General features: G+C 44.2%; 26 protein-coding genes. 11 read left to right on the forward strand and 15 right to left on the reverse strand.

Going from position 1 to position 24,765, the window contains the following annotated elements:
• Positions 1 to 167: 167 nt before the first annotated feature.
• Positions 168 to 947, forward strand: coding sequence for a TIGR01458 family HAD-type hydrolase (locus tag B3S93_RS12695; protein ID WP_292403359.1), 780 nt, complete (start codon positions 168 to 170; stop codon positions 945 to 947).
• Here the strand turns inward: B3S93_RS12695 and amrB are convergent.
• From amrB to B3S93_RS12715, 4 genes are all read right to left on the reverse strand, one after another.
• Positions 932 to 1,720 carry an AmmeMemoRadiSam system protein B gene (amrB, locus tag B3S93_RS12700; protein WP_292403362.1) on the reverse strand — a complete coding sequence of 263 codons (789 nt, stop codon included), beginning with the start codon at positions 1,718 to 1,720 and terminating at the stop codon, positions 932 to 934. The two genes, B3S93_RS12695 and amrB, sit on opposite strands and share 16 nt — an antisense overlap.
• Positions 1,721 to 1,748: 28 nt before the next feature.
• Positions 1,749 to 1,898: a hypothetical protein gene (locus tag B3S93_RS12705; RefSeq protein ID WP_292355830.1), complete on the reverse strand. Its 150-nt coding sequence runs from the start codon at positions 1,896 to 1,898 to the stop codon at positions 1,749 to 1,751.
• 293 nt (positions 1,899 to 2,191) lie between these two features.
• Entirely contained in the window at positions 2,192 to 2,848 is a 657-nt protein-coding gene (locus B3S93_RS12710; protein WP_292355828.1) for a pyridoxamine 5'-phosphate oxidase family protein, read from the reverse strand.
• Positions 2,849 to 2,920: 72 nt separating this feature from the next.
• A complete protein-coding gene (locus B3S93_RS12715; protein ID WP_292403364.1) occupies positions 2,921 to 3,826 on the reverse strand; it encodes a LysR family transcriptional regulator in 906 nt (301 codons plus the stop codon).
• Between the two features lie 122 nt (positions 3,827 to 3,948).
• Between B3S93_RS12715 and B3S93_RS12720 the strand changes: the two genes are divergently transcribed.
• The 4 genes from B3S93_RS12720 (at position 3,949) to B3S93_RS12735 (ending at position 6,848) form a co-directional block, all read left to right on the forward strand.
• Complete coding sequence (locus tag B3S93_RS12720) at positions 3,949 to 4,533, forward strand: FMN-dependent NADH-azoreductase (RefSeq protein ID WP_292403367.1); 585 nt, start codon at positions 3,949 to 3,951, stop codon at positions 4,531 to 4,533.
• A gap of 10 nt (positions 4,534 to 4,543) precedes the next feature.
• Complete coding sequence (locus B3S93_RS12725) at positions 4,544 to 5,386, forward strand: pirin family protein (RefSeq protein WP_292403370.1); 843 nt, start codon at positions 4,544 to 4,546, stop codon at positions 5,384 to 5,386.
• Positions 5,387 to 5,656: 270 nt separating this feature from the next.
• Entirely contained in the window at positions 5,657 to 6,106 is a 450-nt protein-coding gene (locus B3S93_RS12730; protein WP_292355820.1) for a DUF305 domain-containing protein, read from the forward strand.
• A gap of 97 nt (positions 6,107 to 6,203) precedes the next feature.
• Positions 6,204 to 6,848 carry a MarC family protein gene (locus B3S93_RS12735; RefSeq protein WP_292355719.1) on the forward strand — a complete coding sequence of 215 codons (645 nt, stop codon included), beginning with the start codon at positions 6,204 to 6,206 and terminating at the stop codon, positions 6,846 to 6,848.
• Here the strand turns inward: B3S93_RS12735 and B3S93_RS12740 are convergent, their stop codons facing one another.
• The 3 genes from B3S93_RS12740 to B3S93_RS12750 form a co-directional block, all read right to left on the reverse strand.
• The gene (locus B3S93_RS12740; protein ID WP_292403373.1) at positions 6,849 to 8,555 is read right to left on the reverse strand and encodes a potassium/proton antiporter; all 1,707 of its coding nucleotides are present in this window, start codon (positions 8,553 to 8,555) and stop codon (positions 6,849 to 6,851) included.
• A gap of 388 nt (positions 8,556 to 8,943) precedes the next feature.
• A complete protein-coding gene (locus B3S93_RS12745; protein ID WP_292403377.1) occupies positions 8,944 to 10,041 on the reverse strand; it encodes an alkene reductase in 1,098 nt (365 codons plus the stop codon).
• A gap of 235 nt (positions 10,042 to 10,276) precedes the next feature.
• Complete coding sequence (locus B3S93_RS12750; RefSeq protein ID WP_292355725.1) at positions 10,277 to 10,687, reverse strand: hypothetical protein; 411 nt, start codon at positions 10,685 to 10,687, stop codon at positions 10,277 to 10,279.
• A gap of 163 nt (positions 10,688 to 10,850) precedes the next feature.
• Between B3S93_RS12750 and B3S93_RS12755 the strand changes: the two genes are divergently transcribed.
• Together B3S93_RS12755 and alkB are read left to right on the forward strand one after the other, a co-directional pair.
• Positions 10,851 to 11,390, forward strand: coding sequence for a methylated-DNA--[protein]-cysteine S-methyltransferase (locus B3S93_RS12755; protein ID WP_292403379.1), 540 nt, complete (start codon positions 10,851 to 10,853; stop codon positions 11,388 to 11,390).
• Between the two features lie 245 nt (positions 11,391 to 11,635).
• On the forward strand, positions 11,636 to 12,307 hold the full coding sequence (gene alkB, locus B3S93_RS12760; RefSeq protein WP_292403383.1) for a DNA oxidative demethylase AlkB: 672 nt from the start codon (positions 11,636 to 11,638) through the stop codon (positions 12,305 to 12,307).
• A gap of 1 nt (position 12,308) precedes the next feature.
• On the opposite strand, the gene B3S93_RS12765 is transcribed toward alkB, so the two are convergent.
• Genes B3S93_RS12765 through B3S93_RS12785 form a run of 5 tightly spaced genes read right to left on the reverse strand, consistent with a single transcriptional unit; the run spans position 12,309 to position 15,468 of the window.
• Positions 12,309 to 13,310, reverse strand: a complete 1,002-nt coding sequence (locus tag B3S93_RS12765; RefSeq protein WP_292403386.1) for an ArsJ-associated glyceraldehyde-3-phosphate dehydrogenase — start codon at positions 13,308 to 13,310, stop codon at positions 12,309 to 12,311.
• Entirely contained in the window at positions 13,307 to 14,341 is a 1,035-nt protein-coding gene (arsB, locus tag B3S93_RS12770; RefSeq protein WP_292403389.1) for an ACR3 family arsenite efflux transporter, read from the reverse strand. The genes B3S93_RS12765 and arsB overlap by 4 nt, the downstream gene beginning before the upstream one ends.
• Positions 14,341 to 14,826 carry an arsenate reductase ArsC gene (locus B3S93_RS12775; protein ID WP_292403392.1) on the reverse strand — a complete coding sequence of 162 codons (486 nt, stop codon included), beginning with the start codon at positions 14,824 to 14,826 and terminating at the stop codon, positions 14,341 to 14,343. Before B3S93_RS12775 ends, arsB begins: the two co-directional genes overlap by 1 nt.
• A 36-nt stretch (positions 14,827 to 14,862) precedes the next feature.
• Entirely contained in the window at positions 14,863 to 15,186 is a 324-nt protein-coding gene (locus B3S93_RS12780) for a metalloregulator ArsR/SmtB family transcription factor (RefSeq protein ID WP_292353422.1), read from the reverse strand.
• A gap of 60 nt (positions 15,187 to 15,246) precedes the next feature.
• Positions 15,247 to 15,468 carry an RNA-binding S4 domain-containing protein gene (locus B3S93_RS12785; RefSeq protein ID WP_292353423.1) on the reverse strand — a complete coding sequence of 74 codons (222 nt, stop codon included), beginning with the start codon at positions 15,466 to 15,468 and terminating at the stop codon, positions 15,247 to 15,249.
• A 365-nt stretch (positions 15,469 to 15,833) separates the two neighbouring features.
• On the opposite strand from B3S93_RS12785, the gene B3S93_RS12790 reads away from it, so the two are divergent.
• Complete coding sequence (locus tag B3S93_RS12790) at positions 15,834 to 16,163, forward strand: hypothetical protein (protein WP_292403394.1); 330 nt, start codon at positions 15,834 to 15,836, stop codon at positions 16,161 to 16,163.
• 32 nt (positions 16,164 to 16,195) lie between these two features.
• Here the strand turns inward: B3S93_RS12790 and B3S93_RS12795 are convergent, their stop codons facing one another.
• Genes B3S93_RS12795 through B3S93_RS12805 form a run of 3 tightly spaced genes read right to left on the reverse strand, consistent with a single transcriptional unit; the run spans position 16,196 to position 19,464 of the window.
• Positions 16,196 to 17,329, reverse strand: coding sequence for a sodium ion-translocating decarboxylase subunit beta (locus B3S93_RS12795; protein WP_292353425.1), 1,134 nt, complete (start codon positions 17,327 to 17,329; stop codon positions 16,196 to 16,198).
• An 11-nt stretch (positions 17,330 to 17,340) separates the two neighbouring features.
• On the reverse strand, positions 17,341 to 19,128 hold the full coding sequence (gene oadA / locus B3S93_RS12800; RefSeq protein WP_292403397.1) for a sodium-extruding oxaloacetate decarboxylase subunit alpha: 1,788 nt from the start codon (positions 19,126 to 19,128) through the stop codon (positions 17,341 to 17,343).
• Positions 19,129 to 19,173: 45 nt separating this feature from the next.
• A complete protein-coding gene (locus tag B3S93_RS12805) occupies positions 19,174 to 19,464 on the reverse strand; it encodes an OadG family transporter subunit (RefSeq protein ID WP_292353427.1) in 291 nt (96 codons plus the stop codon).
• A 487-nt stretch (positions 19,465 to 19,951) separates the two neighbouring features.
• On the opposite strand from B3S93_RS12805, the gene B3S93_RS12810 reads away from it, so the two are divergent.
• The 3 genes from B3S93_RS12810 (at position 19,952) to B3S93_RS12820 (ending at position 24,758) form a co-directional block, all read left to right on the forward strand.
• A complete protein-coding gene (locus tag B3S93_RS12810) occupies positions 19,952 to 21,328 on the forward strand; it encodes a ribonuclease J (RefSeq protein WP_292353428.1) in 1,377 nt (458 codons plus the stop codon).
• A 389-nt stretch (positions 21,329 to 21,717) separates the two neighbouring features.
• Positions 21,718 to 22,641 (forward strand): patatin-like phospholipase family protein, encoded by a 924-nt coding sequence (locus tag B3S93_RS12815; protein ID WP_292403400.1) that lies wholly within the window; start codon positions 21,718 to 21,720, stop codon positions 22,639 to 22,641.
• A 236-nt stretch (positions 22,642 to 22,877) separates the two neighbouring features.
• Positions 22,878 to 24,758 carry a peptide-binding protein gene (locus B3S93_RS12820; RefSeq protein ID WP_292403403.1) on the forward strand — a complete coding sequence of 627 codons (1,881 nt, stop codon included), beginning with the start codon at positions 22,878 to 22,880 and terminating at the stop codon, positions 24,756 to 24,758.
• The last annotated feature ends 7 nt before the right edge of the window (positions 24,759 to 24,765 follow it).

Below are 24,765 nucleotides of genomic sequence, written 5' to 3' on the forward strand. Positions count from 1 at the left end.
TTGTTGAACTTTCATAGTTACTTCTGCGATGACATTGAATTTTTAACAGCACCGGGGTAGATCGCAATTTTATACAGTTGAATCAAGCAGAATTAATTGTGTAATTTGTTTGTCAGCATTTAACCGAGCATAATTTATACATACATAACATGCCCAAGGTGATTATGATGATAAAAGCGATTTTATTTGATATCAGTGGTGTATTGCATGTTGATAACGAGCCGGTAAATGGCGCTATAGAGGCCATTCAGCTGGCTCGGAACGAGCAAATAGTGGTGCGCTTTGTAACCAATACTTCCCGAAAAACCAGCACCGACATGTTGCAGTCACTGTTGCAGATGGGCTTCGATCTGAGTGTTGAGGAAGTGTTAACCGCTCCCGGCGCAGTGAAGTTAGCGTTACAGCAACGCAAATTGCGTCCATATTGCCTGGTGCATGAAAAGCTGCGCCCGGAATTTGCCGATCTGGATCAAAGTTCTCCCAATGCTGTGGTCATTGCCGATGCCGGCGATGGATTTAATTATGCGAACATGAACCGGGCATTTCAGTTGGTGATGGATGGGGCACCGCTGCTTGGTATAGGTTTGAATCGATATTTCCGGCAAAACGAAGAGTTGCAGTTGGATGCTGGCCCCTTTATTGCGGCACTTGAATTTGCCTGTGATGTGGAAGCTGAGATTTTAGGCAAACCAGCAAAAGCATTTTTCCAGACAGCAGTGGAATCTACTGGTTTTGCTGCTGAAGAAGTACTGATGATAGGAGATGATGCGTTTGCTGATGTACAAGGTGCGTTGGCAGCAGGATTAAGAGGTTGTCTGGTGCAGACCGGAAAATATACACCGGGAGACGAAGATAAAATCCGTCATCCCGGTGCATGGGTATTACCTTCTGTGGTCGAGGCAGTAAATCAGGTGGTCAAACCGACTTATGCCTATTCGAATAAATAGGCGCCATATCCGACGACGCTTTCTTTTTTGCGGACGATATCACCGGAATTACTTAACGCCATGATTTGACCGGACATATTTGCATTGCGGGCATACTCAAGAAAGCCGCGGATGGCATCACAGCCACAGGCATGAAACTTATCAATATCGTGATTATCCATGCTGATAATAGCCTGTGAAGTATATTGGTCTATCTTGCGTGCGGTCTCATAATCCAGGTAGTGACTCAGGTCAGAACTGATCACAATTAACGATTTAGCATCCTGGGTTGCCGTACCCAGAACATCGGCAATCAGCGAAGAACTAGCTTGGCCGGTGAGTAAAGGCACAATTTCAAATTGATTTAGCGAATATTGTAAAAAAGGTAGCTGGACTTCCAGACAATGTTCGTTATCATGCGGGCTTTCGTAGGTTTCAACCCCTTTAATGCGGCTTAACTGAGGGTAGATTTTTTTGTCTACCGCCACACTGCCAATCGGCGTAGCAAAATAATCCGCCTCGCTCATCGCAATGCCTTTGAAATCTGTACGATGCGAGGGACCAATTAAAATGACCCGTTCAATATCATCGGCTACTTCCATTAAGGACTGATAAGCCTTGGCAGCGACTTGACCGGAATAGAAATAACCCCCATGCGGAACAATAAGCGCTTTAGCATGATGGTGAATGTGGTCTGAGGGCTTATCAAACTGTTTTGCCAACAAGTCTTCAAGCTCTGCTGAACGGGCGGGATAATACAAACCTGCAACTGCACTGGGGCGAATCGAAATCATTGTTTTTATCCTCAACTCTTGGGTCTGTTTACCTTTCATAACCACCACTGCTGGCGACTATTTTTCCGTCCAACAAGGCGGAAATGATGCGATGTAGTTGTTCTACATAATTCATTTCCAACGCAGTAGGGTGGAAAAATTGTCCCAGCCCTTCGGGTTGTGGCTGAAAATCTACCACTCTGCGTTGCTCGTCATTTATTTAGAGGAACTAAACTACACTCCTCACGCCTTGATTGGTCTATTTTCAGTCACAACAGAGGCGGCTTTGAAAGGTAAATAGACCCAAGGCCTTGGATGATTGAGTATTCGCTTCGCAATATGGATTTTCAAGCAAGGATTTAGCTGTAAAAAATGATCAATACCCGGAAACCTGATGTGTCGGGCATTGATCACTTGCGGGAATTTTTCCCGAAATATAAATGTGGTACAGATGAGACATAGTGGTGCGCAAACTACTTATTTTTCAATAATTTACGCTTCACCTTTTTGCAGCAGTACTTCATATTCTTCCATGGTAATAATGCCGCCTTCCAGAGCCACTTTAGCCTTTTCTTTATCATCTATAACGTCTTGAACGGCATCTAAACGCTTCCAGACTGGTAATGGTGTCTGGCATTCAGCTTTTGGCACATATCGAGATTCACTGATGCGTTTATAACGGTGAATATAACGAGGGCAGTTCTGAAACATATCTTCAATGGTGACTCTGACCACCAGTTCTGCTTCATGAAATAACGCCAGATCTGCCGGATCGCGACTCAGTTCGGCAGTACCATGAACCCGAACCCGGTGTGGAGTTTCAAAATCGATAAACAACATGCCAACTTTTTTATTGGCATCAATATTACCCATCGACAGATACATGCCGTTACCGTCAAGACTGGGAAAGGCGAGTGTTTTTTCATCGAGAATTTTTACAAAACCAATGTCGCCGCCCTTATGGGAACAGGTTGGAAACCCCCGGTGATCAACCGTGGACAGGAAAAAGAAATCACGTGATGCGATAAACTCACGATGCTGATCAGTAATGTAATCAGTGATAATGGCCTCGCCGACTCGATCCGCAAGTTTTTCTTTATCGAATTCCTGTTGTAATTGCCGATGCTGGGTGCCATAAATTTCAGTCATAGGTTCTCTCTCTTTATAAGATTTTTCTTGTGGGCGACAGTTGAGCATTGTCGCCAAAGACTGTCAAATAGCTCAGCAATCCAACCAGGGTGCATTGCGAGCGAAATATTTCTGCAAATAGGCAATCAGAATCTGACTGCGCCTTGGCAAATAGCGGGTTTGTGGGTAAACCGCGAAAATGCCAACCTCGTTGTCATACATATAGTCACGCAATATGACCTCAAGCTTTCCTGATTGCACAGCCTGATAACAAAGAAAATCTGGAGAGAAGATAATGCCTTGGCCTGCGATGGCTGAATCACACAGAAAATTACCATTATTAGCTGAAAGCTTGCCCTGCAAATGCAAACTGATGGGGCTGCCATTCTGTTGAAACACCCAGGTTTCAGAGGTATTTCGATAATGCAAAATAGCATGGTCATTAGTAAGATCGATGGGAATGACTGGCGTGCCATGATAGGCCAGATATTCTGGACTGGCACAGACCAGCAGCCGTGTAGATGAGAGTTTTTTTGCAATTAAGGTTGAGTCATCCAGTCTGGCGATGCGGATTGCCAGATCAAATCCATCAGCAATCAAATCAACCTGTCGATCATTGAAATCAATCGACATTTCAATCAGGGGATGTAATTGCTGAAATTCCTGTAAGGCGGGCCCCAAATGCATTAAGCCAAAAGATACCGGCGCGGAGATTCGTAACTTGCCGCTGAGTTCGGCTTCAATATCGGATATCTGTGCTTCTGCCTCTGCAATATCATCCAGTAATCGCAAACAATGCTGATAATAACGGTGTCCGGCCTCGGTCAGCGTTTGGCGTCGGGTGGTGCGTTGCAGCAGAGTCACATTCAAACGTTTTTCCAAATCTTTTAACCGCCTGCTAACTGCCGATTTCACGGTATCAAGCTGTTCGGCAGCGAGACTGATACTGCCTGCTTCAACAATACGTTTAAACGTTTGCATATCTTCAATTTGATTCACTGCCATATCCTTTTATTGTTCTTTATATATCAACAATAAATTCTTTATAGCATTCTTTATCAAAATTTAAAGAACTATAAAATGTCACCGTACTAACTTAACCGACCTATAAGAGGAATTAAATGATGCAAAAATTAAACGTATTACATATTAATGCCAGTGGTCGTTATGACGGATCATTAACCCGGACTGTCTCGACCCAGTTGACCGAAATATTGGCTAGTCAACATGATGTAACCTTGCAGCAACGTGATGTGGCTTCAGGTTTGCCATTCATCAACGAAGAATGGATTAATTCCAACTTTACCGATCCGGCAGATAGAAGTGAGGCACAAAAAAATGTATTGGCCTTATCTGATCAGCTGATTAATGAAGTCAAGACAGCGGATGTGATAGTGATAGCTGTACCGATTTATAACTTTGGTATACCGGCAGCATTGAAAGCCTGGATTGATCTGGTGGCTAGGGCGCGCGAAACCTTTCGGTATAACGAAAATGGTCCTGTAGGCTTACTGGAAAACAAACAAGTTTATCTGGTGATGGCATCAGGTGGCGTACCACTGGAAAGTGATGTGGATTTTGCCAGTCAGTATTTGAAATTTTTTATGCAGTTTATTGGCATTAGCGATGTCACATTGGTCAATGCCAACCACTATTTTGAACAGCCGGACAGCAGCGAGAAATTGGCTGCAGTGATTGCGGCGTAAGGAGGCCATCATGGCACAACAACGTGAAGTGAAAAAATGGATACGGGGTCAGATGACCTCGGATGGGGCGGGGGTGTCGTTAAGACGGTTAATCGCCTCGCATGAAATAGATATGTTGGATCCGTTTTTATTGTTTGATGCGTTTGGCAGTGATAAACCTGAAGACTATATTGCCGGTTTTCCACCCCATCCACATCGTGGTTTTGAAACAGTGACCTATATGCTGGCAGGTAAAATGCGCCATGAAGATAGCGCCGGTAATGCGGGGGTGATTGAAAGTGGAGGCGTGCAGTGGATGACAGCAGGCCGCGGCATTATCCACTCGGAAAAACCTGAGCAGGAAGCGGGTTTGTTGGCAGGTTTCCAGTTGTGGGTAAATCTGCCCGCTGAACATAAAATGATGGCACCACGCTACCAGGAAAAAGCAGCCAGCGAGATTGCAATAGAGACACGCCAAGCAGGTTTAACGGTAAAAGTCGTAGCCGGTGAAACGCTTAATGGAACCAAAGGCGTTATAGATAATAGTTTTATTGAGCCGGTTTATTTTGTGATTGATGCGCCTGCAGGTAGTGTATTTGAAGACCAGATACCAGCTACTCATAATGCCTTTATTTATGTAGCAGCAGGTCGAGTCAGTATTGGCGATAAACCGACTTCAATCGGTGCCTCGCAGCTGGCGGTACTAAAAGAAGGTGATGCGGTGAAAGTAATGGCAGAACAGGACAGCACATTCATTGTGGTGGCTGGCAAACCGATTAATGAACCAGTTGAACGGGCAGGACCATTTGTAATGAATACCCGTGCTGAACTGGAACAGGCTTTTGCTGATTATCGCAGCGGTCAGTTTGCCTGATTTTGAGCCCGGAATTATCCGGGCTTTTTTTTGCGGTATCAACCAGAGCTTGTTTATCTTGCATATCCACCACTGCCGATGGCTGATTTTTTGTCCAGAATGGCAGTCATGAAAGATCAATCGCCCTAATAAATGTTAACTTAATATAACAACAAGAATTTTTTCTCATTTCACGGGGTGTTAACGAGGGGCTGTTTATCTTTCATAGCCGCCAGCAGTGCTGGCTCTGAAAAATAGACAGACCCTAGTCTTTAATTAGGAGATAAGCTGATGAAAATGTATGGAAGATTTGCTGCCATGATCCTGACATCCACTCTCGTGATGTTCGGCTTAATGTATCTAAATACCTATCAGGCTGATCATGTGTTTTTCAGTGAAACCCGAAGTTATATGGCACTGATAATGGGGGCAACCATGGCAATAGTGATGTTGAGCTTTATGCTGCACATGTATTCCAACGTCACAGTCAATATCATTATTTATCTTGTCAGTATTGTAATTTTTGCGGGCTCACTCTGGCTGGTAAGGAGCCAGACCACGGTTGATGATGTGTCTTATATGAAAGCCATGATTCCACATCACTCGATCGCAATTTTGACCAGCGAAAGGGCAAAGATTAGTGATCCACGGGTACGTCAATTAGCCGATGAAATTATTGAGGCGCAACGCAGGGAAATTGATGAGATGAAAATGCTGATTAACGATCTTCAGAAAAAGTAAAAAACCGGATTGAAAATATGTCTCTATTAATTAAACAACAAGACAATACAGAAAACGCATTTATGCGAACATAGCGTTTTCTTTAAGTGGATACATTATGAATGCAATTGGTTTATTTGATTATTGGATCATCGCGATTGCCGCCTTATTTGTCATTGTGAATCCATTAACAACTGCTTTTATGTTTGTATCGCTGTTGCCTCGTACTTCAGAAACCACCCGTAAGGCAGTCGCCAAACGCTCCAGCCTGATTGCTACTGGCGTATTTTTTGTTTTTGCCTTACTGGGTGGTCTTATTTTCAACATATTTGGTATTACCATCGAGGCATTTCGTATTGCCGGTGGCTTGATTTTATTTGGTATTGCCATGAGCATGATTCACAAGGGACTGGATGAAGGTGAGACCAGCAGTGCATCTGATCCTGCAATAGAAGGCAAAATTGCCAAGGATATCTCGGTGATTCCGTTAGCTATCCCGTTTATGAGCGGACCGGGTGCCATTGCCACGGTGATGATTTTGACCAGTGAGGCACCGACAGCCTGGCATTTAATTTTGGTGTTTGCAGCGATTATGCTGACCACAGGATCCTGTTACCTGGCAATGGTGTATTCCCATTTTCTGGTGCGTTATCTGGGAGAAACCGGCAAAGAGATAATTACCCGAATTTTTGGCATCATTCTTTCGGTCATCGCGGTGCAATTTGTCATTAATGGCGTATTGGAAATTTATGCTGGATTATAATCAGTAAAGCCTGAGACCCACTTTAATAATTTTATCGCCATCTACTTCATTGACTACCCAATGAATGCCATGCCAGTCCACATCATCGCCCACTACCGGATGGCCACCGACTCGACGGGAAATAAATTCGCTTAATGTCATACCATGTTCTGCAGAACTGATAACCAGTCCATAAGCTTTTGCGACGTCTGATAATAAGGCATCGCCGCGTAGCGTAAATGATCCAAAAAATGCCTCACGATTTTTTAGTTTTGAATGACCACTAAAGATTTGATTCAGTGCATCCAAATCTTCATTACGACTTATCACACAAATGGTGTCATTCAACTTCAGTTCAGTACTGCCTTTGGGATGCAGCATCACGTTATTACGGAATAATGCCGATATCAATGTGCCAGAAGGGAAGCGCAGTAAACGGATCTGCTGACCATCAAGCTGTTCGTTCTCAATCCGATAAACAAACATTTCATAATCATTTGTTGGCAAAATGCCCAAGGCTCCCTGATGGTTTGGTTTGATACCTATCGGCACCTCTACCCGCATCCAACGTGCCATTAGTGACAGGGTGCTGCCTTGAATCAACAGCGAAAGTAATACAACAGCAAACGCAACATTGAAATACAGCGAGGCATTTTCTACTCCCCCAATCACCGGGAAGATAGCCAATACGATAGGCACCGCTCCACGTAAACCTACCCACGAAATAAACCCCAATTCACGCCAGCGGAAGCGAAAGAAAGGTTTAATGGACAGGAATACCGCGATGGGTCGGGCGACAAAAATTAATGCCAATGCGATAACCAGTGAAGGCAGGGCGTATTGCAATAATTCACTCGGATTGACCAGTAAACCTAAAATCAGAAATAAACCAATCTGACTGAGCCAGGCCAGACCATCATGTACAGGAAGAATAAAGTTCAAATGACGGCCAGGTTGATTACCGATCATCAAACCACAGAGGTAAATGGCTAGAAAACCACTGCCACCAATGACTCCGGTTAAGCCAAACACGCTGAAACCCAGAGCCAGAGCCAACATGGCATAAAGTCCCGGCGCTAGATCCATCCAATTGAGTAATTTTGCAATTAGCCAGCCACCTCCGATACCGATAATCAGGCCAAAACCGAATTGCTGTAATAAAAATAAAGCCGTATCCCAGGCACCGCCCATTTCACCGGTCATTAACTCGACCAGCATAATCGTAAGGAAAATTGCCATAGGATCATTGGTGCCAGATTCAATTTCCAAGGTGGCACCAACGCGTTCATTCAGGTTTATTCCTCGCCCGCTCAACATGGAAAATACCGCAGCCGCATCGGTTGAACCGATAATGGCGCCGATCAATAACCCTTCAAGCAGCTTGAGATCAAATATCCACATTGCCAGCAAGCCGATACTGCCACTGGTCAGTAAAACACCTAATGTCGCAAGGGAAAGTGCAGGTTTGAAGCCGGCACGAAAGGTTTTCAAACGGGTACGTAATCCACCATCCAGCAGAATCATTGCCAGGGCAAGATGGCCAATCAGAAAAGCCAGGGAGTAATCATCGAACTGAATCCCCAGAACACCCTCTTCACCGGCTAACATGCCCAGGGCTAAAAAGATAATCAGTAATGGCAGGCCAAACTTTGATGAAAGACGACTACCAAGAATGCTTAGGGAAATAAGCAGGCCGCCAAGTAGAAAAAGAGTATTGATAAAATCCATATTAAACCGAGGGTCTGTTTATCTTTAAAGCCGTCAATATTGAAGACGAGACTTTTTCCAACATGGCAGAAATGTTGAGATGTCGTCATCCTGCATAAGTCATTTTCAACGCAGTTGTAATAACTATAAGTTCAATTATTACATACCCATTAATTCGTTTGTCTGCTGATTCAACTGTAAGTGATATTTTTCATATTTTCATAAATAAAAAAGCAGGCATAAAAAAACCGGCATAGCCGGCTTTTTAGGGGGTGCCTATCTTTTATCGTCACCACTGCTGGAAACTTTTTTCCGACTCATAAACTGCAATAATCGCACTTTGAGTACTACATTCAGTCACAACAGTGGCGGAAATGAAAGATCAACAAGCTCTTAATCAAAAATAAACTTATACCGGTTCAAGAAAAGGGTAATCGATATAACCTTTTGCATCACCACCATAAAAACTATCTGGATCCGGTTGGTTCAGTGGTGCATTTTTGGCAAAACGTTCAGGAAGATCCGGATTAGCAATAAACAGTTTGCCAAACGAAATCAGATCAGCCTTGTTATCTTTTAGAGCTTGATTGCCTGACGCATAATCATAATTACTGTTAGTCATATAAAGACCATTCCATAATTTACGCAAAGAGCTAACATCAAAATAAGGGCCGGCAACACCGGGAGTTTCAGCGCCCATTTCAGTGACATGCAGATAACCCAGTTCAAATTTATTGAGCGCCTTTACCATGTAACTGAAAGTCGCCTCAGGATTGGAATCATATAAATCATTAAACGGCTGCAGCGGGGAGAGGCGAATCCCCACTTTTTTGGGATCCCATATTTCGCATACTGCCGCAGTGACTTCCATAATCAATCGTGCGCGATTTTCAATACTGCCACCGTATTGATCAGTGCGTTTATTACTTCCATCCCGAAGAAACTGATCCAGCAAATAGCCATTGGCAGCGTGAATTTCAACGCCATCAAAACCAGCTTCAACCGCACAGCAGGCGGCATGACGATATTGTTCAATAATCCGTGGAATGTCGCTTGTTTCTATGGCCTGGGGTGTTTCATATGGTTTCATGCCTTCATAGGTATAGACTTCACCTGCAGGTTTGATGGCAGAAGGTGCCAGCGGTTTCATACCATTTGGCAGCATGGAGCTGTGTGAAACCCGACCACAATGCCAGAGTTGCATAAAGATCAGTCCTTCTTCCCGATGCACGGCATCCGTTACTTTTCGCCAGCCAAGCACTTGCTCATCAGTATGAATACCGGGGGTATGCGGATAACCCAATGCATCATCAGCAATTTGTGAACCTTCACTGATAATCAGGCCGGCACTGGCACGTTGCCGATAATAAGTAACATTCATTTCGGTCGGCACTAAACCTTCTCCCGCTCTATTGCGGGTTAATGGGGCCATAACCATTCTATTCTTCAGTGTAACCTGCCCAATTTTGATTGGAGATAACAAATCATTCGCCTGCAGTTGGCTCATAAATACCTCTGAAATAATTGTGAAAAGGAGTTGAAACGGCTGATCCTTTGAAAAAGGCACCGCATTGTCAGCAACAAGAACTCATTAACAAGTTTAAATCTGTACCGGTGTTGGATTTAAACTGAGATAAAGGTTCTGTATGTTAGCCGCTGTTTGGAGGCACTTAGAGTCACCCTTCAGCATAAGGCAGGAAAGATAAAATTCGACAGGTACTAACGAAAATAACGCCTGTAAACTACTGCTGTTCAGCTTTAGCTTTTTGTTTGGCTTCAAGTTGTAGCTTGATGAACTCAAGTTTTTCCGGCACTTGATCGCAGCTATCAGCTGCACTGCCGCAACGTGAGCAATTTAGCGCAAACCATGCCGCATCAATTACGTCACTGCGAATTTCTTCTTCAACTTGTTTTGCAGTGCCCACCATAGATCTGGCACGGGTTTGAATATATCCATGCTGATTTTTGCATTGCATCACATCAATTGGTTGCTTGAAGTCGTATTGTTCATGTAATTGCAAACCAACCTGATACTGATAAAGCATTTCCTGATAAACCAGTTTCAATGGATCACCTGTACCAAGCTGAGAGACCGCACCTGCGTGTGCCAGCAGTGGAGAACAGAGTAAAAGCAGTATTAATTTAAGTTTCATAATATTGTCCAGGAAAAATTCCTATATGCAGTATAGCTTAATGGAATTTCTAACTACCTGCATCGGCAAATTCCTTACTGTTAAACTAATGAAGGAATTAATATTTATAAATGTAATCTAACAACGTTAAGGTGAACGCTACGTGAACAGAGGACAATCGATAATGGCAAGTGAGTTACGTGTCATTGCACCAGAATTTGAACAAATTCATTTTGCTATTGGTATCAGTCCAGTGGGGAATGTGCTTGTTGGTGAATCTCCAAATGGTATTTGTGCCGTTTACCTGGGCAAATCGGCTAAAGAACTAATGGCCAGCCTGCAAAAACAGTTTCCAACGGCAAAATTTGTTGACGGGGGCAGTGGTATTAAAAATACACTTTCAAAAGTGATTGAGATTATTCATAACCCACAAAAAAACACGGATTTTAATCTGGATCTGCGAGGCACGACTTTTCAACAACAAGTCTGGCAAGCCTTAAGGGAAATTCCGGTGGGGTCAACAGTGTGCTACAGCGATATTGCTGAAAAACTACATAAACCCGGGGCTGTAAGAGCCATCGCCAGTGCCTGTGGAGCCAATAATATTGCGGTTATCATCCCGTGTCACCGAGTGATTCGCAAAGATGGTGCAATTTCCGGATATCGTTGGGGAGTCGAGAGTAAACAAGCGCTGTTACGCCGTGAGCGATTGATGTTGGCCTAGGGCTTGTTTATCTTTCATATCCGCCTCTGTTGTGAGCTGAAAAAGCGTCAATCAAGGCACGAGGAGCGCCTTTTAGTAATTCTAAATAAGCGACGGGTAACGCAGAGTGGCGCTTTTTCAGTCACAACCCGAAGGGCTGGGACTATTTTTGCGGCCGCCTTCGTTGTCAATCACTTATGTAGGAAGACTACACTGCGTGCTTTCCGCCTTGTCGGACACAAAAATAGTCGCCAGCAGTGGTGGATATGAAAGATAAACAAGCCCTAATGCATACAGCAGATTTATTTGCTGAGAGTGTCTTTAAAGACTGTGATGAGATCTTGCCGGATGTCTTCCTTCTGAAAGGTTTTGCCCTTCAACAAGCCCCACAGTTAATAACTGCCATTGGTCAGATTAATGCCCAATCAACTTTTCGTAAAATGCAGACACCTGGCGGATTTTATATGTCTGCAGCAATTACTAATTGCGGTGATGTGGGGTGGCACACCGATCGACAAGGTTACCGATATACCGCAATCGATCCACTGACAAATTTGCCATGGCCTGAAATGCCGCAATGTTTTCGTGAGCTTGCTGAAACCGCGGCTCAGATTTGTGGCTTTTCTGACTTTAATCCTGATGTTTGTTTAATGAACCAATATGAAGTCGGTGCCAAGATGGGGCTGCATCAGGATAAGGATGAGCAGGATTTTTCTCAGCCAATAGTTTCAGTCTCACTGGGTTTGCCCATTATTTTTCAGTTCGGTGGTGCCAGCAGAAACGATCCAAAGCAACGTGTTCCACTTGAACATGGAGATGTCATCGTCTGGGGCAGGGCAGCGCGTCGTTATTATCACGGTGTATTAACATTAAAACCTGGCCAGCATCCACTGACCGGGCCTTATCGATTTAACCTGACGTTTCGCAAGGCAAGCTAACTTAACTTAAGCCAACTTTACGCACCAGCTCCATTGTCCGCATGCTATAACCCCATTCATTGTCGTACCAGGCATAAATTTTCACCTGGGTCTTATTAGTGACCATGGTCGATAGTGCATCAATAATGCTGGAACGCGGATCGCCACGATAATCACTGGAAACCAGCGGTTTTTCCTCATAGCCCAAAATACCACTTAACTCATTTTCTGCTGCAGCTTTTAATAGTGCATTGACTTCTTCAACCGAGGTTGCACGTTCAACTTCAAACACACAATCCGTTAATGAAGCATTGGCTAATGGCACACGTACAGCATGTCCATTGAGTCGCCCTTTGAGTTCGGGAAAAATTTCAGTAATGGCTGTAGCACTTCCGGTGGTGGTCGGAATCAAGTTAGTGCCGGACATCCGAGCACGGCGTAAATCTTTGTGGGGAGTATCCATAATTGACTGAGTATTGGTCAGATCATGGATGGTAGTGATCATGCCATGCTTGATAGCCAGTTTTTCATGAATGACTTTGACGACTGGTGCTAGGCAGTTGGTAGTGCAGGATGCGGCCGTTACTATAGGATGTTTATTGGCATCATACAGATCATCATTCACACCCATTACGACATTTAAAATACCGGGTTGTTTGATTGGAGCTGTAACGACCACACGTTTTACACCTTGATCCAGATAGCTTTGCAGCAAACCAGTGTCGCGCATTTTACCGGAAGCCTCTATGACAACATCACAAGCTGACCAGTCAGTATCATCAATAGCTTTATTGGCGGTTAAAGCAAGCGTTTTATGGCCAACAACAATAGTATTGCCACTGGCTTCTGCCTGGTGATCCCAGCGGCCATGTACCGAATCATAATTTAACAAATGGGCGTGGGTTTCAGCATCACCGGCAGGATCATTAATCTGCACAAACTCAATATCTTCCCAGTCCCATGCGGCACGTAAACATAATCGACCGATACGGCCGAAACCATTAATACCTACTTTAATTGTCATGATAAATTCTCTTTTTTGGGAAACCAGTTTCTGGTGCGATTGGCGAAATAGACTAACGTCAGCATGACCGGCACTTCGACCAGAACTCCCACCACAGTTGCAAGAGCAGCGCCGGAGTGAAGCCCGAATAATGAAATAGCAACGGCAACAGCCATTTCAAAGAAGTTGGAGGTACCGATAAGGCATGCCGGTGCAGCAACATCATGCTGGAGGCGCAGTTTGATCGCTGCGAAATAAGCCAGCGCAAATATCCCATAGGTTTGAATCAACAGTGGAATTGCTATCAGTAAAATAATGAAAGGTTGTTGCAGAATGGTTTCAGCCTGAAAGCCAAACAAAAGCACTACAGTGGCCAGTAATCCCAGAATTGACCAGGGTTTGATGTGATTTAAAAATCGGGTTAACTCAGGCAAACCTTTGTTTTTAATAATATGTTGTCGAGTAAAAAAGCCGGCTAATAAGGGTAACAATACATATAAAACGACTGAAATCAGCAAGGTTTTCCAAGGTACGGTCAAATCTGTGATGCCAAGTAAAAATGCGGCAATCGGTGCAAACGCAAAAATCATAATTATGTCATTGAGAGACACCTGTACCAGCGTGTAATTAGCATCACCTTTGACCAATTGACTCCAGATAAACACCATTGCCGTGCAGGGAGCTACACCGAGTAAAATCATGCCAGCTATATATTCATCAGCCGATTGGGGATCGACCCATCCGGCAAACAGGACCTTAAAAAACAGCCAGCCCAGGGCAGCCATAGTGAAGGGTTTGATCAGCCAGTTGATGACTAAAGTCAGCCAGATTCCCTGAGGCCGTTTGCCAATATCTTTAATTGCCGTGAAATCCACCTGCACCATCATTGGATAAATCATTAACCAGATAAATATCGCGATCAGCAGATTGACATGTGCATATTCCAGGCTGGCAACCAGATTGAACAGGCTGGGAAACAGATTTCCCAAGAACAAACCCGCCAGAATACTCAGTCCGACCCAAACCGATAAATAGCGTTCAAATATGCCCATCAGTATGTAGCTCCTATGCGTTTAATGTCGGCACTGAGTTCAGAGGCAGATAATTCATCTGGCATTAATTGCAGTAATGCGCTGATACGAGCGTCGAGCAAACTGATTAATTCATCGAAAGTCTGATTTCGCTCAAGTGGATCCGCTACTTTGGAAGCATCGGTCAATCCCCAATGTCCTTTTACCGCCTTACCAAACCAGACCGGGCAGCTTTCACCTGCGGCCTGATCGCAAACAGTGATTACAACATCCGGTTGATAATCTTTTAAATCATCCCAGGATTTGCTGGATAAACCCTCAACGCTGTAACCATGTTCCTGCAATTTGGTCAGTGTTTCAGGGAAAACTTTACCCGCAGGGTTGCTGCCCGCACTGGCCACAATAAACCTGGTATCCGCTAAGTGTCGGAAGATGGCCTCAGCAAGAATGCTCCGACATGCATTGTGTGTGCAAAGAAATAAAAATTTGAAAGGTTTGGCTGTCATAACATATGTTTATCCATATATATTTAATGAAAATTTTTAGCAGCAATTACCCAGGCGTTGTAACTTGGTTAAATCTTCTTTGAAGAAGTCAGGTTTACTCTGATAAGCAGCATTGATGGACTGTTGTGACCAAGCGGGGAGTTCCGGATTAAGTCGATAATAAACCCACTGTCCCTGACGTCTATCCTGTAATAGTCCATGTTGTCTGAGAAGCGCCAGATGACGTGAAATTTTCGGCTGGCTTATTTTCATAGCGGACATCAGCTCACATACGCAAAGTTCGCCCTGATCAACAATCAGCAACACCATACGCAGACGTGTTTCATCTGCCAGACATTTGTGAAAACTCAGTAAATCCACAGCTAAATCATATTTGAATATTCATATATGCAGTAAATCATATATTAAACTACCATTAAGTCAATCCACCAACTGCCAGCTATCCTCTCCAATTTGAAAAATATCACCCGCGACCATTTGTCTGCGTTTACGGGTTTCAACTTCACCATTCACTTTTACGTGTCCCTCAGCAACGATATTTTTTGCTTCGGCACCACTGTCAGCAATACCTTCAAATTTAAGGATCTTGAAAAGTTCGACCGGACTTTTGGTGATATGAACGGGTATTATTTCGTTAGACATGGAAGTTTCCTGTTATTTTGTAAAAATAATCGTTAGGTCACGTTTTAACAATGTGACTCACTCTACAATCAACACACTTAAAAATGGCTCAATGAAAGGAAACCTGGCCATGAATTATTCAGGGTCTATTGATTTTTCAGAGCGACCACTGCTGGAGGCTCTTTTTTTGTCCAACAAGGCGGAAATGATGCGATGTAGTGATCTACATAAGTCATTTCCAACGCCGTGGGGCAAAAAAATAGTCCCAGCCCTTTGGGTTGTGACTGAAAATGCACCACTCTACGTTACTCGTCATTTATTTAGAACTACTAAACTGCATTCCTCGCGCCTTGATTGGTGCATTTTCAGTCACAACAGAGGCGGCTATGAAATATCAACAGACCCTTGTTAAATTGATACAATTTTCAATTGTGCTGTTGATGTTATACCCACTTTATTATGTATGGGAAACCGATAAGATCAAATCTGCTTGTGAACAAATAAACCCCGGTATGAGCTATAGCAATACGTTAGTTTTATTGAAAAGCTTTGGGCTGGATTTTAGCCAGATGAATGGTGATTATGCCCAGGGTGAAAAATGGCAGGGCCTGGTTGAATCTCACGCATCTTTTGCCGGATATGCTTGTGAAATAAGAGGTTTTGGCGATCAGATTGCAAAAGTGAGAATGGTTAAAGGTAAACAAATTGCTCCCTGAAAAAAGCTATTTTCAGGGAGCAATAAAAGAGGTTAACCTGCTGCGTAGTTAATCAGGATACCTGCAGCTACTGCTGAGCCAATAACCCCGGCCACATTCGGGCCCATGGCATGCATTAACAGAAAGTTATGTTTATCGGCTTCCAGACCCAACTTGTTGGAAACCCTGGCCGCCATAGGGACTGCTGATACACCAGCAGAACCGATTAACGGGTTGATGGGCTCTTTGGTTATTTTATTGAGTATTTTGGCCATAATAACCCCGGAGGCCGTACCGATAGAAAAGGCCAACATACCAAGCAAAAGAATGCCTAATGTCATTTGATTCAAAAAGCTTTCTGCACTTAATTTGGAACCAACCGCAAGGCCAAGGAAAATCGTCACAGTGTTGATCAGTGAGTTCTGAGTAGTATTACTCAGACGATCTACTACCGCACATTCTTTCATCAGATTACCGAAACAGAACATACCCAATAATGGGGCTGCATCAGGCAAGAAGAGAGCGACCAGAATCAATATGACCAAAGGGAAAACAATTTTTTCCCGTTGTGATACATGACGCTGCTGATGCATACGTATTTTACGATCTTTTTCATTAGTCAGTGCACGCATAATCGGTGGCTGAATCAATGGTACCAATGCCATGTAAGAATAAGAGGCAACAGCGATAGCACCCAGCAAGTCCGGTGCAAGCTTACTGGCAACATAAATCGATGTAGGCCCATCAGCGCCGCCGATAATACCAATGGCAGCAGCGTCAGCCAGACTAAAGTCAAATATACCGAAGGTAGAGAGTAAAACCGCTCCCATTAACGTTGCAAAAATACCAAACTGGGCTGCAGCCCCCAGAAAAAGGGTTTTAGGATTGGCGAGTAGTGGACCAAAATCGGTCATTGCGCCGACGCCCATAAAAATGATGAGCGGGAAGGCGCCACTTTCAATACCAACCACATAAAACAGGTGCAAAATACCACCGGCCTCAGCTAAGCCGGCTCCCGGAATATTGGCAAGCACGCCACCAAAGCCGATTGGAACCAGTAGTAAAGGCTCAAAGTTTTTCTTGATCGCCAGATATAACAACAACATGCCGATCAGGATCATGATGCCCTGGCCAGGTTGCATTTGATAGAAGCCAGTGGCCTCCCAAAGATGTAATAACTTATCCATTAGAGTTGCCCTTAAGCGATAGAAACGAGAGTGTCACCAACTTTGACGGTGTCACCTGGTTTAACATTGATTGAAGTCACCGTACCATCGTGTTCGGCTACTATCTGTGTTTCCATTTTCATCGCTTCAAGGATAAGCAATACATCGCCTTCATTAACCGACTGGCCTTGAGAAACCATGATTTTCCAGATATTGCCAGACAAAGGTGCTTTTACAGCAACGCCTTCATTTGTGCTTGGCTGCGCAGCAGGCTGAGGCGCCTGTGAGCTGTCAATCTGACTAATATCACCACCTTCATTCACTTCAACGACATATTGCTGACCATTGACCGTGATGGTGTAAGTTTCAGGCGCACCTGCCGATTTGGCTGGAGTGGAGGATTCGTGAGTGGATTCCGCGGTTGGCAACGGTTCAAATGCATCTGGATTGCCACGGTTTTTAAGAAATTTGATTGCTGTTTGATTAAATAACGCAAAGGTTAAAACATCATCAATCTGTCTTTCACCTTCTTCGAGTTTAAAGTCCTCTGTTTCGGCAAGTGAAATTAATTCACTGGTCAGCTTTTCCATTTCGTCTTCAAGCAAATCGGCGGGACGACAGGTAATCGCTTCTTCATCATTAAGCACACGTTTTTGCAGCTCAGAATTAAATGGTGCTGGAGCAGAGCCATACTCCCCGCGTAAAACACCCTGTGTTTCTTCTGTGATGGATTTATAACGTTCACCGGTTAATACATTAATAACTGCCTGGGTGCCGACAATTTGTGAAGTAGGCGTTACCAACGGGATGAATCCGAGATCCTCACGCACACGAGGAATTTCATGTAACACTTCATCCATCCGGTCCAGCGCATTTTGTTCGCGCAACTGGCCTTCCATATTGGTCAACATGCCACCAGGAACCTGTGCTACCAGGATGCGTGAATCGACCCCGCGTAAACTTCCCTCAAACTTGGCATATTTTTTACGAACCTCGCGGAAGTAAGCAGCGATTTCTTCAAGCAATTCGATATTCAGACCGGTATCACTGGCTGTATCTTCGAATATGGCCACAACCGATTCAGTCGCCGAATGGCCATAGGTCATCGACATTGATGAAATAGCGGTATCGACATTATCAATACCAGCTTCAACACATTTCATGATGGTCGCTGTCGACAGGCCAGTCGTCGCGTGAGACTGCATATGTATAGGGATATCAATGGTTTGCTTAAGGCTTTTAACAAGTTCATAAGCTTTGTAAGGCTTAAGCAAACCAGCCATATCTTTAATACATAATGAATGGGCACCCATATCTTCAATGCGTTTGGCCATATCCAGCCACATTTGCAAATCATGCACCGGGCTGATGGTGTAGGCCATGGTACCTTGTGCATGCTTTTCATTATCCAAAACGGCTTTGATAGCAACTTCAAGGTTTCTGGGATCATTCATTGCGTCGAATACGCGGAACACATCTACGCCATTAATGCTGGCTCTTTCTACAAATTTACGCACCACATCATCAGCATAATGACGATAACCCAACAAATTTTGTCCGCGAAGTAACATTTGTTGTGGGGTATTGGGCATGGCTGCCTTAAGACTGCGGATGCGGTGCCAGGGATCTTCACCAAGATAGCGGATACAGGCATCAAAAGTTGCGCCACCCCATGTTTCAACTGACCAGTAACCTACCTGATCCAGTTTGTCGGCAATTGGCAGCATGTCATCTAAACGGAGTCGAGTAGCGAAAAGTGATTGATGGGCATCACGCAGAACGACATCGGTGATGCCAAGCTTTTTATTTGCTTCGGTCATATTATGGCCTTTGATTAAACTACTAATTCGTGGAGCGACTTGGCGTCACTTGTTTTTACGGTATTTGTGAACTGCACTGGATAAAACTGTCAGTAATGTTGAATCTTGAGAAGATTGGGATTGCTGTTTGGACTGCCCTGACTGATTCCGACCTAATACAGCAGTAGGGGCAGGAATGCCTTCAGCAGGAAGGGCGCCGACACTTTTCTCATAACGTGTGATTATCCACGACATTAATGTCGTCACCAGTACTAATACGGTCAAAAACACAAATACAAAACCCATGCCGGTTACCATGAGCGTTAATCCTTCTGACATAAGGGTGGATTTTTCCATCTGTTTGCCTCTGATTATTTGGGATAGTTAAAAGCCTGCAGCGTTTTCAACTGTAAACAGCCGCAAAGTATAGCATTGTTGATTTAAGTCAGATATTTCCTTTATGCCAAATGCAGCTTATAAGCTGCAATAACAACGATGTAGCTATATTAATTGTGACGATTGATTTAATGACCGGAGCGGCAAAATCTACTCAAACAATGTAGTTAAAGCCAAAATGAAAGAGAAAACCTAAACGTCTTGTTTCAGGAGTTAACTGATAACTTCGTAAAACAAAAAGCTGTTGCCACTAGCGGAACAGACACATCACGGCTTTGCTGGAGTGTCTTTGAAAAAGAATTTCTCTGGCTGCATTTATAATGTTGCAAAAGTGCAACTGCTATCATGAAGATAGCAAAAATGAACTGGTGAAAACATTACCAGTCATAGCAACACTTGTTTTAACTGAAAAGATTGAACACCGACGCATTTGAATTAAGAGGCCTGGATGACACCTGGAAAAGATGATTTTTGGTTCCTGCCGCTGGGGGGCTGTGGCGAAATAGGCATGAACCTGAATGTGTATGGACATAACGGGCGTTGGTTGATTGTGGATTGTGGTGTGACATTTCAAGCTGAAGTAGATGAGTTTGGTGACCCACTTAATAGTCAGAACCCGCCAATCCAGATGGCTGACCCGCAATTTCTGATCGACCGTCGTCAACAGCTGGATGGTCTGATTATTACCCATGCTCATGAAGATCATATTGGTGCAGTGCCTTATCTTTGGGAATACTTTCGTTGCCCGGTTTATACAACAGCATTTACCGCCGAAATGTTACGACGAAAGCTGGTTGAACGTGGTATCGCAGATAAAGTGCCGGTCATTGTGGTTGAAGCAGATGCCAAACGACAGATCGGCGTATTTCATGTGGAGTGGTTAAAACTTACTCATTCCATCCCCGAACCTTATGCATTGCTTATCTCGACAGCAGCAGGAAAAGTATTCCATACCGCGGATTGGAAGCTTGATAAAGCTCCGGTGGTGGGGCCGGCATATGATGCAGGCACGTTTCAAAAGTTAGCTGAGTATCAGGTTGATGCGATGGTGTGTGATTCGACCAACGCCAATGTGCAGGGGTGGTCGGAATCAGAAGCCAATTTATACCAAGGTTTGAAATTCCATGTTGAACAGGCCAAAGGCAGAGTCGTGGTCGCCTGTTTCGGCAGTAATATCGCCCGGTTACACACTCTGGCAAGAATTGCTGACGAAACCGGGCGCCATTTGGGCCTGCTTGGCCGCTCATTAATTAACACCGTGTCAGCTGCCAAAAATGTTGGTTTATGGAACAGTGTGAAAACGTCAGTAGATTCAGCGCATTTAGGGTTTTTACCGGCACATACGGTTTTATTGGTGGCGACCGGTAGTCAGGGAGAGCCACGAACAGCGCTAAATCGGCTGAGTCTGAACAGTTTTCGGGATATGCAGTTATCACCTGGCGATACCGTTATTTTCAGTTCAAAAGTCATCCCGGGAAATGAACTGGCGATTGCCACTTTGATAGAACGGCTTAAAGTCATGCAGGTTGACGTTATTGATATTGATAATAGCGCGCTGCCCATTCATGCCTCGGGACATCCTGCTAGCGAAGAACTTAAAACCATGTACCAATGGGTACAGCCACAATGTGCGATCCCGGTTCATGGCGAGTTAATGCACATGAAGGCCAATGCCAAAATTGCCAAAGCCAGTGGGGTCAGACAACAGCTTTTGGGGCAAAATGGTGATTTGTTTTACATAGCACCGGTTAACGGGATTCGTCGTGGAGCGGTTAAAACAGGACGATGGGGCTTGTTTGATCGAAAGTCTTTAAAAAAGCTTTAAAAGCGTACTAATGGTTTATCTTTATGATCCGCATGAGTAAAAGCTTTTAAAGAACAGCCGGATTCAAGCCTTGGCATCAAACGAAGGGCCCCTGCGCTCTGAGGAAACCCGTCTTTCTATTCGCGTTTTCTGTTTACGTTTGCGACGTTCACGACGCTGCCTTCGCTCTTCATGAATTGTTTGCTGGGTTTTTTCCGCAGACGCTTGTCCAGGGTTAACCGGTTGCGTGCTGTAGGTAATTAAAAAGTTGTTATGATAAATTCGTGATATATCCATCATGTTGACCTAAGGTTACACGAGTCATTTAGTTATAACGGTCGGAATTTATATATCTTTAGCTTTTTCATCATGTTAATACGGTTTTCCCTTAAATTTAAAGTGAACATTAAATGAAAAATTCGTTGAAAATCGGCTTGGCACTTGGCAGTGGGGCAGCAAGAGGATGGACACATATTGGTGTGATAAATGCTCTCGAAAGGGCGGGAATCAAGCCCGATGTAGTGGTCGGTACTTCTATAGGTGCATTAGTTGGTGCGGCATATCTCAGTAATAAATTGCCCGATCTGCAACAACGACTTTTAAAATTGACCAAACTCGAAACGGCGCGATTTTTTAATATCGGTTTTCCATTTAATGGGGTCGTTAATAAAGATAAGTTGCATCAATTCCTAAGACAGTATGTGGCTGAAGAAGCCACATTAATTGAAGATCTTCCGACGCGCTATGCTAGTGTCGCGACCCATCTTCATACCGGTCAGGAAGTCTGGAATACCGAGGGGAAATTGCTTGAAGCCGTCTGGTCTTCTATTTCTTTGCCAGGTTTATTTCCAGCCATTAAGCATCATGGGCGCTGGTTGATAGATGGCGGATTAGTTAATCCTGTACCAGTATCGGTTTGTCGCGCATTGGGGGCTGATATTGTGATTGCAGTCAACCTGAATGGCGATATTTTGGGAAAACATCTGCATCAGAATCCTCCGGTTCCCCAGAATGATCAAAGCAGCAGTCTGCTGGGAAACCGGATTAGTGATTTCATCACCAATTACACTGGCAATCTTTTTGGTGAAGAGAAAACGCCCAAAGAAGATGTACCGGATATGTTCGCGGCAATTGCTGCGTCGGTAAATATCACTCAGGATCGTATCACCCGTAGTCGTATGGCGGGTGACCCACCAGATGTGTTGTTACAACCACGTTTATCACATATCGGTTTGCTGGAATTTTACCGTGCAGCTGAAGCAATACAGGCGGGCACACAAAGTGTTGAAAAAAATCTGGCTGAAATCAAGTTCTGTCTGGGAGAGGGTGATTAAGGGCTGGTGATGTTTAACATAACCGTCTGCAATACTGACGCTGGAAGATCAACAGATTCTAGTGAATTCAGTCATAACAATTTTAGCTACGACAAGAACCAACCCGGATTTGCAACTGTCAAGTCGTGAAGCTAAATTTTTAGTAGAAATCTACTGACAGCAGCTCAACAAACTGTCAGGCTGAACTAAAGTCATAAAAAATAACAAACATCTACAGAGAAATAGGCAAATAAAGCATGAAAAATGGAAATGCGGGTATCAGTAAACTCTGGTTTTGGCTGGGATTAAGTTTATTCGTGGTGATGTTCCTGCTACTTATGGTTCAGATAGACAGGCAGTGGACCAAGATGGATGAAATGACCCGTATTATGGAAGAGCAGGCCAAGGATATCCGCTCGACGCGTGGTTTATTACGTAATCTTGAAAAAACGATTCGTACGGCCGATTTCAGTAGTGCTGCCAACACCTCCTTTTCAGACCAATCAGTCACCAAAGAGACAGATGCTTTTGAACGTGCCCGCCGAGCGACTGAACACGAAGAGTATGCCCAGGGAGATTGGTTGATGATGGCGTTTGGCAGCAATATCCGCACCTTAACCCCCCTGGTTTCTGCTGACGCATACTCCGCCGAAGTTCAACAATATGTGCTGGAATCATTACTGGTCAGAAACCCCGAAACACTGGAATGGAATGGATTGCTGGCAGAAGACTGGTCAACTTCTGCTGATGGTTTGACGATTACCTTTGCACTACGTCGTGATATTACGTTTTCAGATGGTGAACCATTAACCGCTAAAGACGTAGAATTTACTTTTAATTTCATTATGAATGAGGCAATAGCCGCACCCCGCAGTCGTGCATATCTTTCGCGCATAGAGCGGGTGACTGCCTTGGATGATTACCATGTGGAATTTGTCTTCAAGGAACCCTACTTTAATAGCTTACAACTGGCCGGCAGTCTGGAAATTTTACCGGAACATTTTTATGGACGCTTTCTTGATGATCCCCAGACGTTTAATGAAAGCCGGGGCTTATTGCTCGGCTCAGGTCCATTCCGTTTAGCCAATCCTGAAGGATGGTCTCCCGATGCAGGTGTCGTTGAATTGGTACGTAACCCTCGCTATTGGGGACCGGTCAGTGCTTCTTTTGATCGCATTGTCTGGCGAATTATCGAAAATGACAGTGCTCGTTTAACCACTTTCCGTAATGGGGATATTGATGTCTACAGTGCTCGTCCACGTGAATATCAAACGTTACTGGATGACAAAGACATCATCGAACGCAGTCAGAATTTTGAATATATGAGTCCTACCGCAGGTTACAGTTTTATTGCCTGGAATCAGGAACGTGGGGGTGAAAAGACTATATTTGCCGATAAACGGGTGCGGATCGCAATGTCCATGCTCACCGATGTCGATAGAGTATTGGAAGAAATTTTCCTGGGATATGGACAACCTGCAGCCAGTCCCTTTATGCCGGGCTCGGCTCAGCATGATAAGGCTAATGAGGCAATTGGCTATAATATTGAAAAAGCGCGTGAATTATTATTGGAAGCCGGTTTTCAGGACAGCAATAATGATGGTGTATTGGAAACCCCGGATGGTGACAATTTTGAGTTTTCGCTGACTTACTTTCAGGACAGTGATGATACTCGCCGCATGGTGCTGTTTCTGAGAGATTTATATGCTCGTTCAGGCATTATCATGAAACCAAATCCCACTGAATGGTCGGTCATGGTAGAAAATATCCAACAGAAAAACTTCGATGCCATCACCTTAGCATGGACATCAGGTATCGAAATCGACATCTATCAGATGTTTCATTCCAGCCAAACCGTTGAAGGTGGCGATAATTTTATCAATTACCGAAATCCTGAGCTGGATGCCATCATTGATGCAGCTCGTGGTGAAGTAAATGAAGAAAAGCGCATGAATTTATGGCATCAGGCAGAGAAAATTCTGGTGCAGGATCAGCCTTATACTTTCCTCTTCCGTCGCAATACCATGGCCTTTATTGACCGGCGCATTCATAACCTGGAAAAAACTGCATTGGGGCTTAATCTTATGGCTGTCCCGGTCGAGATATATGTCCCGGCCGAACTGCAGCATAGTCGCTAGGCGTTAG

It is taken from the genome of Methylophaga sp. UBA3613, assembly GCF_002375415.1.
Taxonomy (GTDB): Bacteria; Pseudomonadota; Gammaproteobacteria; order Nitrosococcales; family Methylophagaceae; genus Methylophaga.

Excerpts from the sequence above, each read along its gene's own strand:
- B3S93_RS12725 (WP_292403370.1), top strand. The coding sequence starts at position 4,544 with ATGGCACAACAACGTGAAGTGAAAAAATGGATACGGGGTCAGATGACC.
- B3S93_RS12720 (WP_292403367.1), top strand. The coding sequence starts at position 3,949 with ATGATGCAAAAATTAAACGTATTACATATTAATGCCAGTGGTCGTTAT.
- B3S93_RS12805 (WP_292353427.1), bottom strand. The coding sequence starts at position 19,464 with ATGGAAAAATCCACCCTTATGTCAGAAGGATTAACGCTCATGGTAACC.
- B3S93_RS12730 (WP_292355820.1), top strand. The coding sequence starts at position 5,657 with ATGAAAATGTATGGAAGATTTGCTGCCATGATCCTGACATCCACTCTC.
- B3S93_RS12810 (WP_292353428.1), top strand. The coding sequence starts at position 19,952 with ATGACACCTGGAAAAGATGATTTTTGGTTCCTGCCGCTGGGGGGCTGT.
- oadA (WP_292403397.1), bottom strand. The coding sequence starts at position 19,128 with ATGACCGAAGCAAATAAAAAGCTTGGCATCACCGATGTCGTTCTGCGT.
- B3S93_RS12815 (WP_292403400.1), top strand. The coding sequence starts at position 21,718 with ATGAAAAATTCGTTGAAAATCGGCTTGGCACTTGGCAGTGGGGCAGCA.
- B3S93_RS12710 (WP_292355828.1), bottom strand. The coding sequence starts at position 2,848 with ATGACTGAAATTTATGGCACCCAGCATCGGCAATTACAACAGGAATTC.
- B3S93_RS12765 (WP_292403386.1), bottom strand. The coding sequence starts at position 13,310 with ATGACAATTAAAGTAGGTATTAATGGTTTCGGCCGTATCGGTCGATTA.
- B3S93_RS12745 (WP_292403377.1), bottom strand. The coding sequence starts at position 10,041 with ATGAGCCAACTGCAGGCGAATGATTTGTTATCTCCAATCAAAATTGGG.
- B3S93_RS12750 (WP_292355725.1), bottom strand. The coding sequence starts at position 10,687 with ATGAAACTTAAATTAATACTGCTTTTACTCTGTTCTCCACTGCTGGCA.
- B3S93_RS12790 (WP_292403394.1), top strand. The coding sequence starts at position 15,834 with ATGAAATATCAACAGACCCTTGTTAAATTGATACAATTTTCAATTGTG.
- B3S93_RS12755 (WP_292403379.1), top strand. The coding sequence starts at position 10,851 with ATGGCAAGTGAGTTACGTGTCATTGCACCAGAATTTGAACAAATTCAT.
- B3S93_RS12795 (WP_292353425.1), bottom strand. The coding sequence starts at position 17,329 with ATGGATAAGTTATTACATCTTTGGGAGGCCACTGGCTTCTATCAAATG.
- amrB (WP_292403362.1), bottom strand. The coding sequence starts at position 1,720 with ATGATTTCGATTCGCCCCAGTGCAGTTGCAGGTTTGTATTATCCCGCC.
- B3S93_RS12820 (WP_292403403.1), top strand. The coding sequence starts at position 22,878 with ATGAAAAATGGAAATGCGGGTATCAGTAAACTCTGGTTTTGGCTGGGA.
- B3S93_RS12735 (WP_292355719.1), top strand. The coding sequence starts at position 6,204 with ATGAATGCAATTGGTTTATTTGATTATTGGATCATCGCGATTGCCGCC.
- alkB (WP_292403383.1), top strand. The coding sequence starts at position 11,636 with ATGAAAGATAAACAAGCCCTAATGCATACAGCAGATTTATTTGCTGAG.
- B3S93_RS12775 (WP_292403392.1), bottom strand. The coding sequence starts at position 14,826 with ATGACAGCCAAACCTTTCAAATTTTTATTTCTTTGCACACACAATGCA.
- B3S93_RS12695 (WP_292403359.1), top strand. The coding sequence starts at position 168 with ATGATAAAAGCGATTTTATTTGATATCAGTGGTGTATTGCATGTTGAT.
- arsB (WP_292403389.1), bottom strand. The coding sequence starts at position 14,341 with ATGGGCATATTTGAACGCTATTTATCGGTTTGGGTCGGACTGAGTATT.
- B3S93_RS12740 (WP_292403373.1), bottom strand. The coding sequence starts at position 8,555 with ATGGATTTTATCAATACTCTTTTTCTACTTGGCGGCCTGCTTATTTCC.
- B3S93_RS12785 (WP_292353423.1), bottom strand. The coding sequence starts at position 15,468 with ATGTCTAACGAAATAATACCCGTTCATATCACCAAAAGTCCGGTCGAA.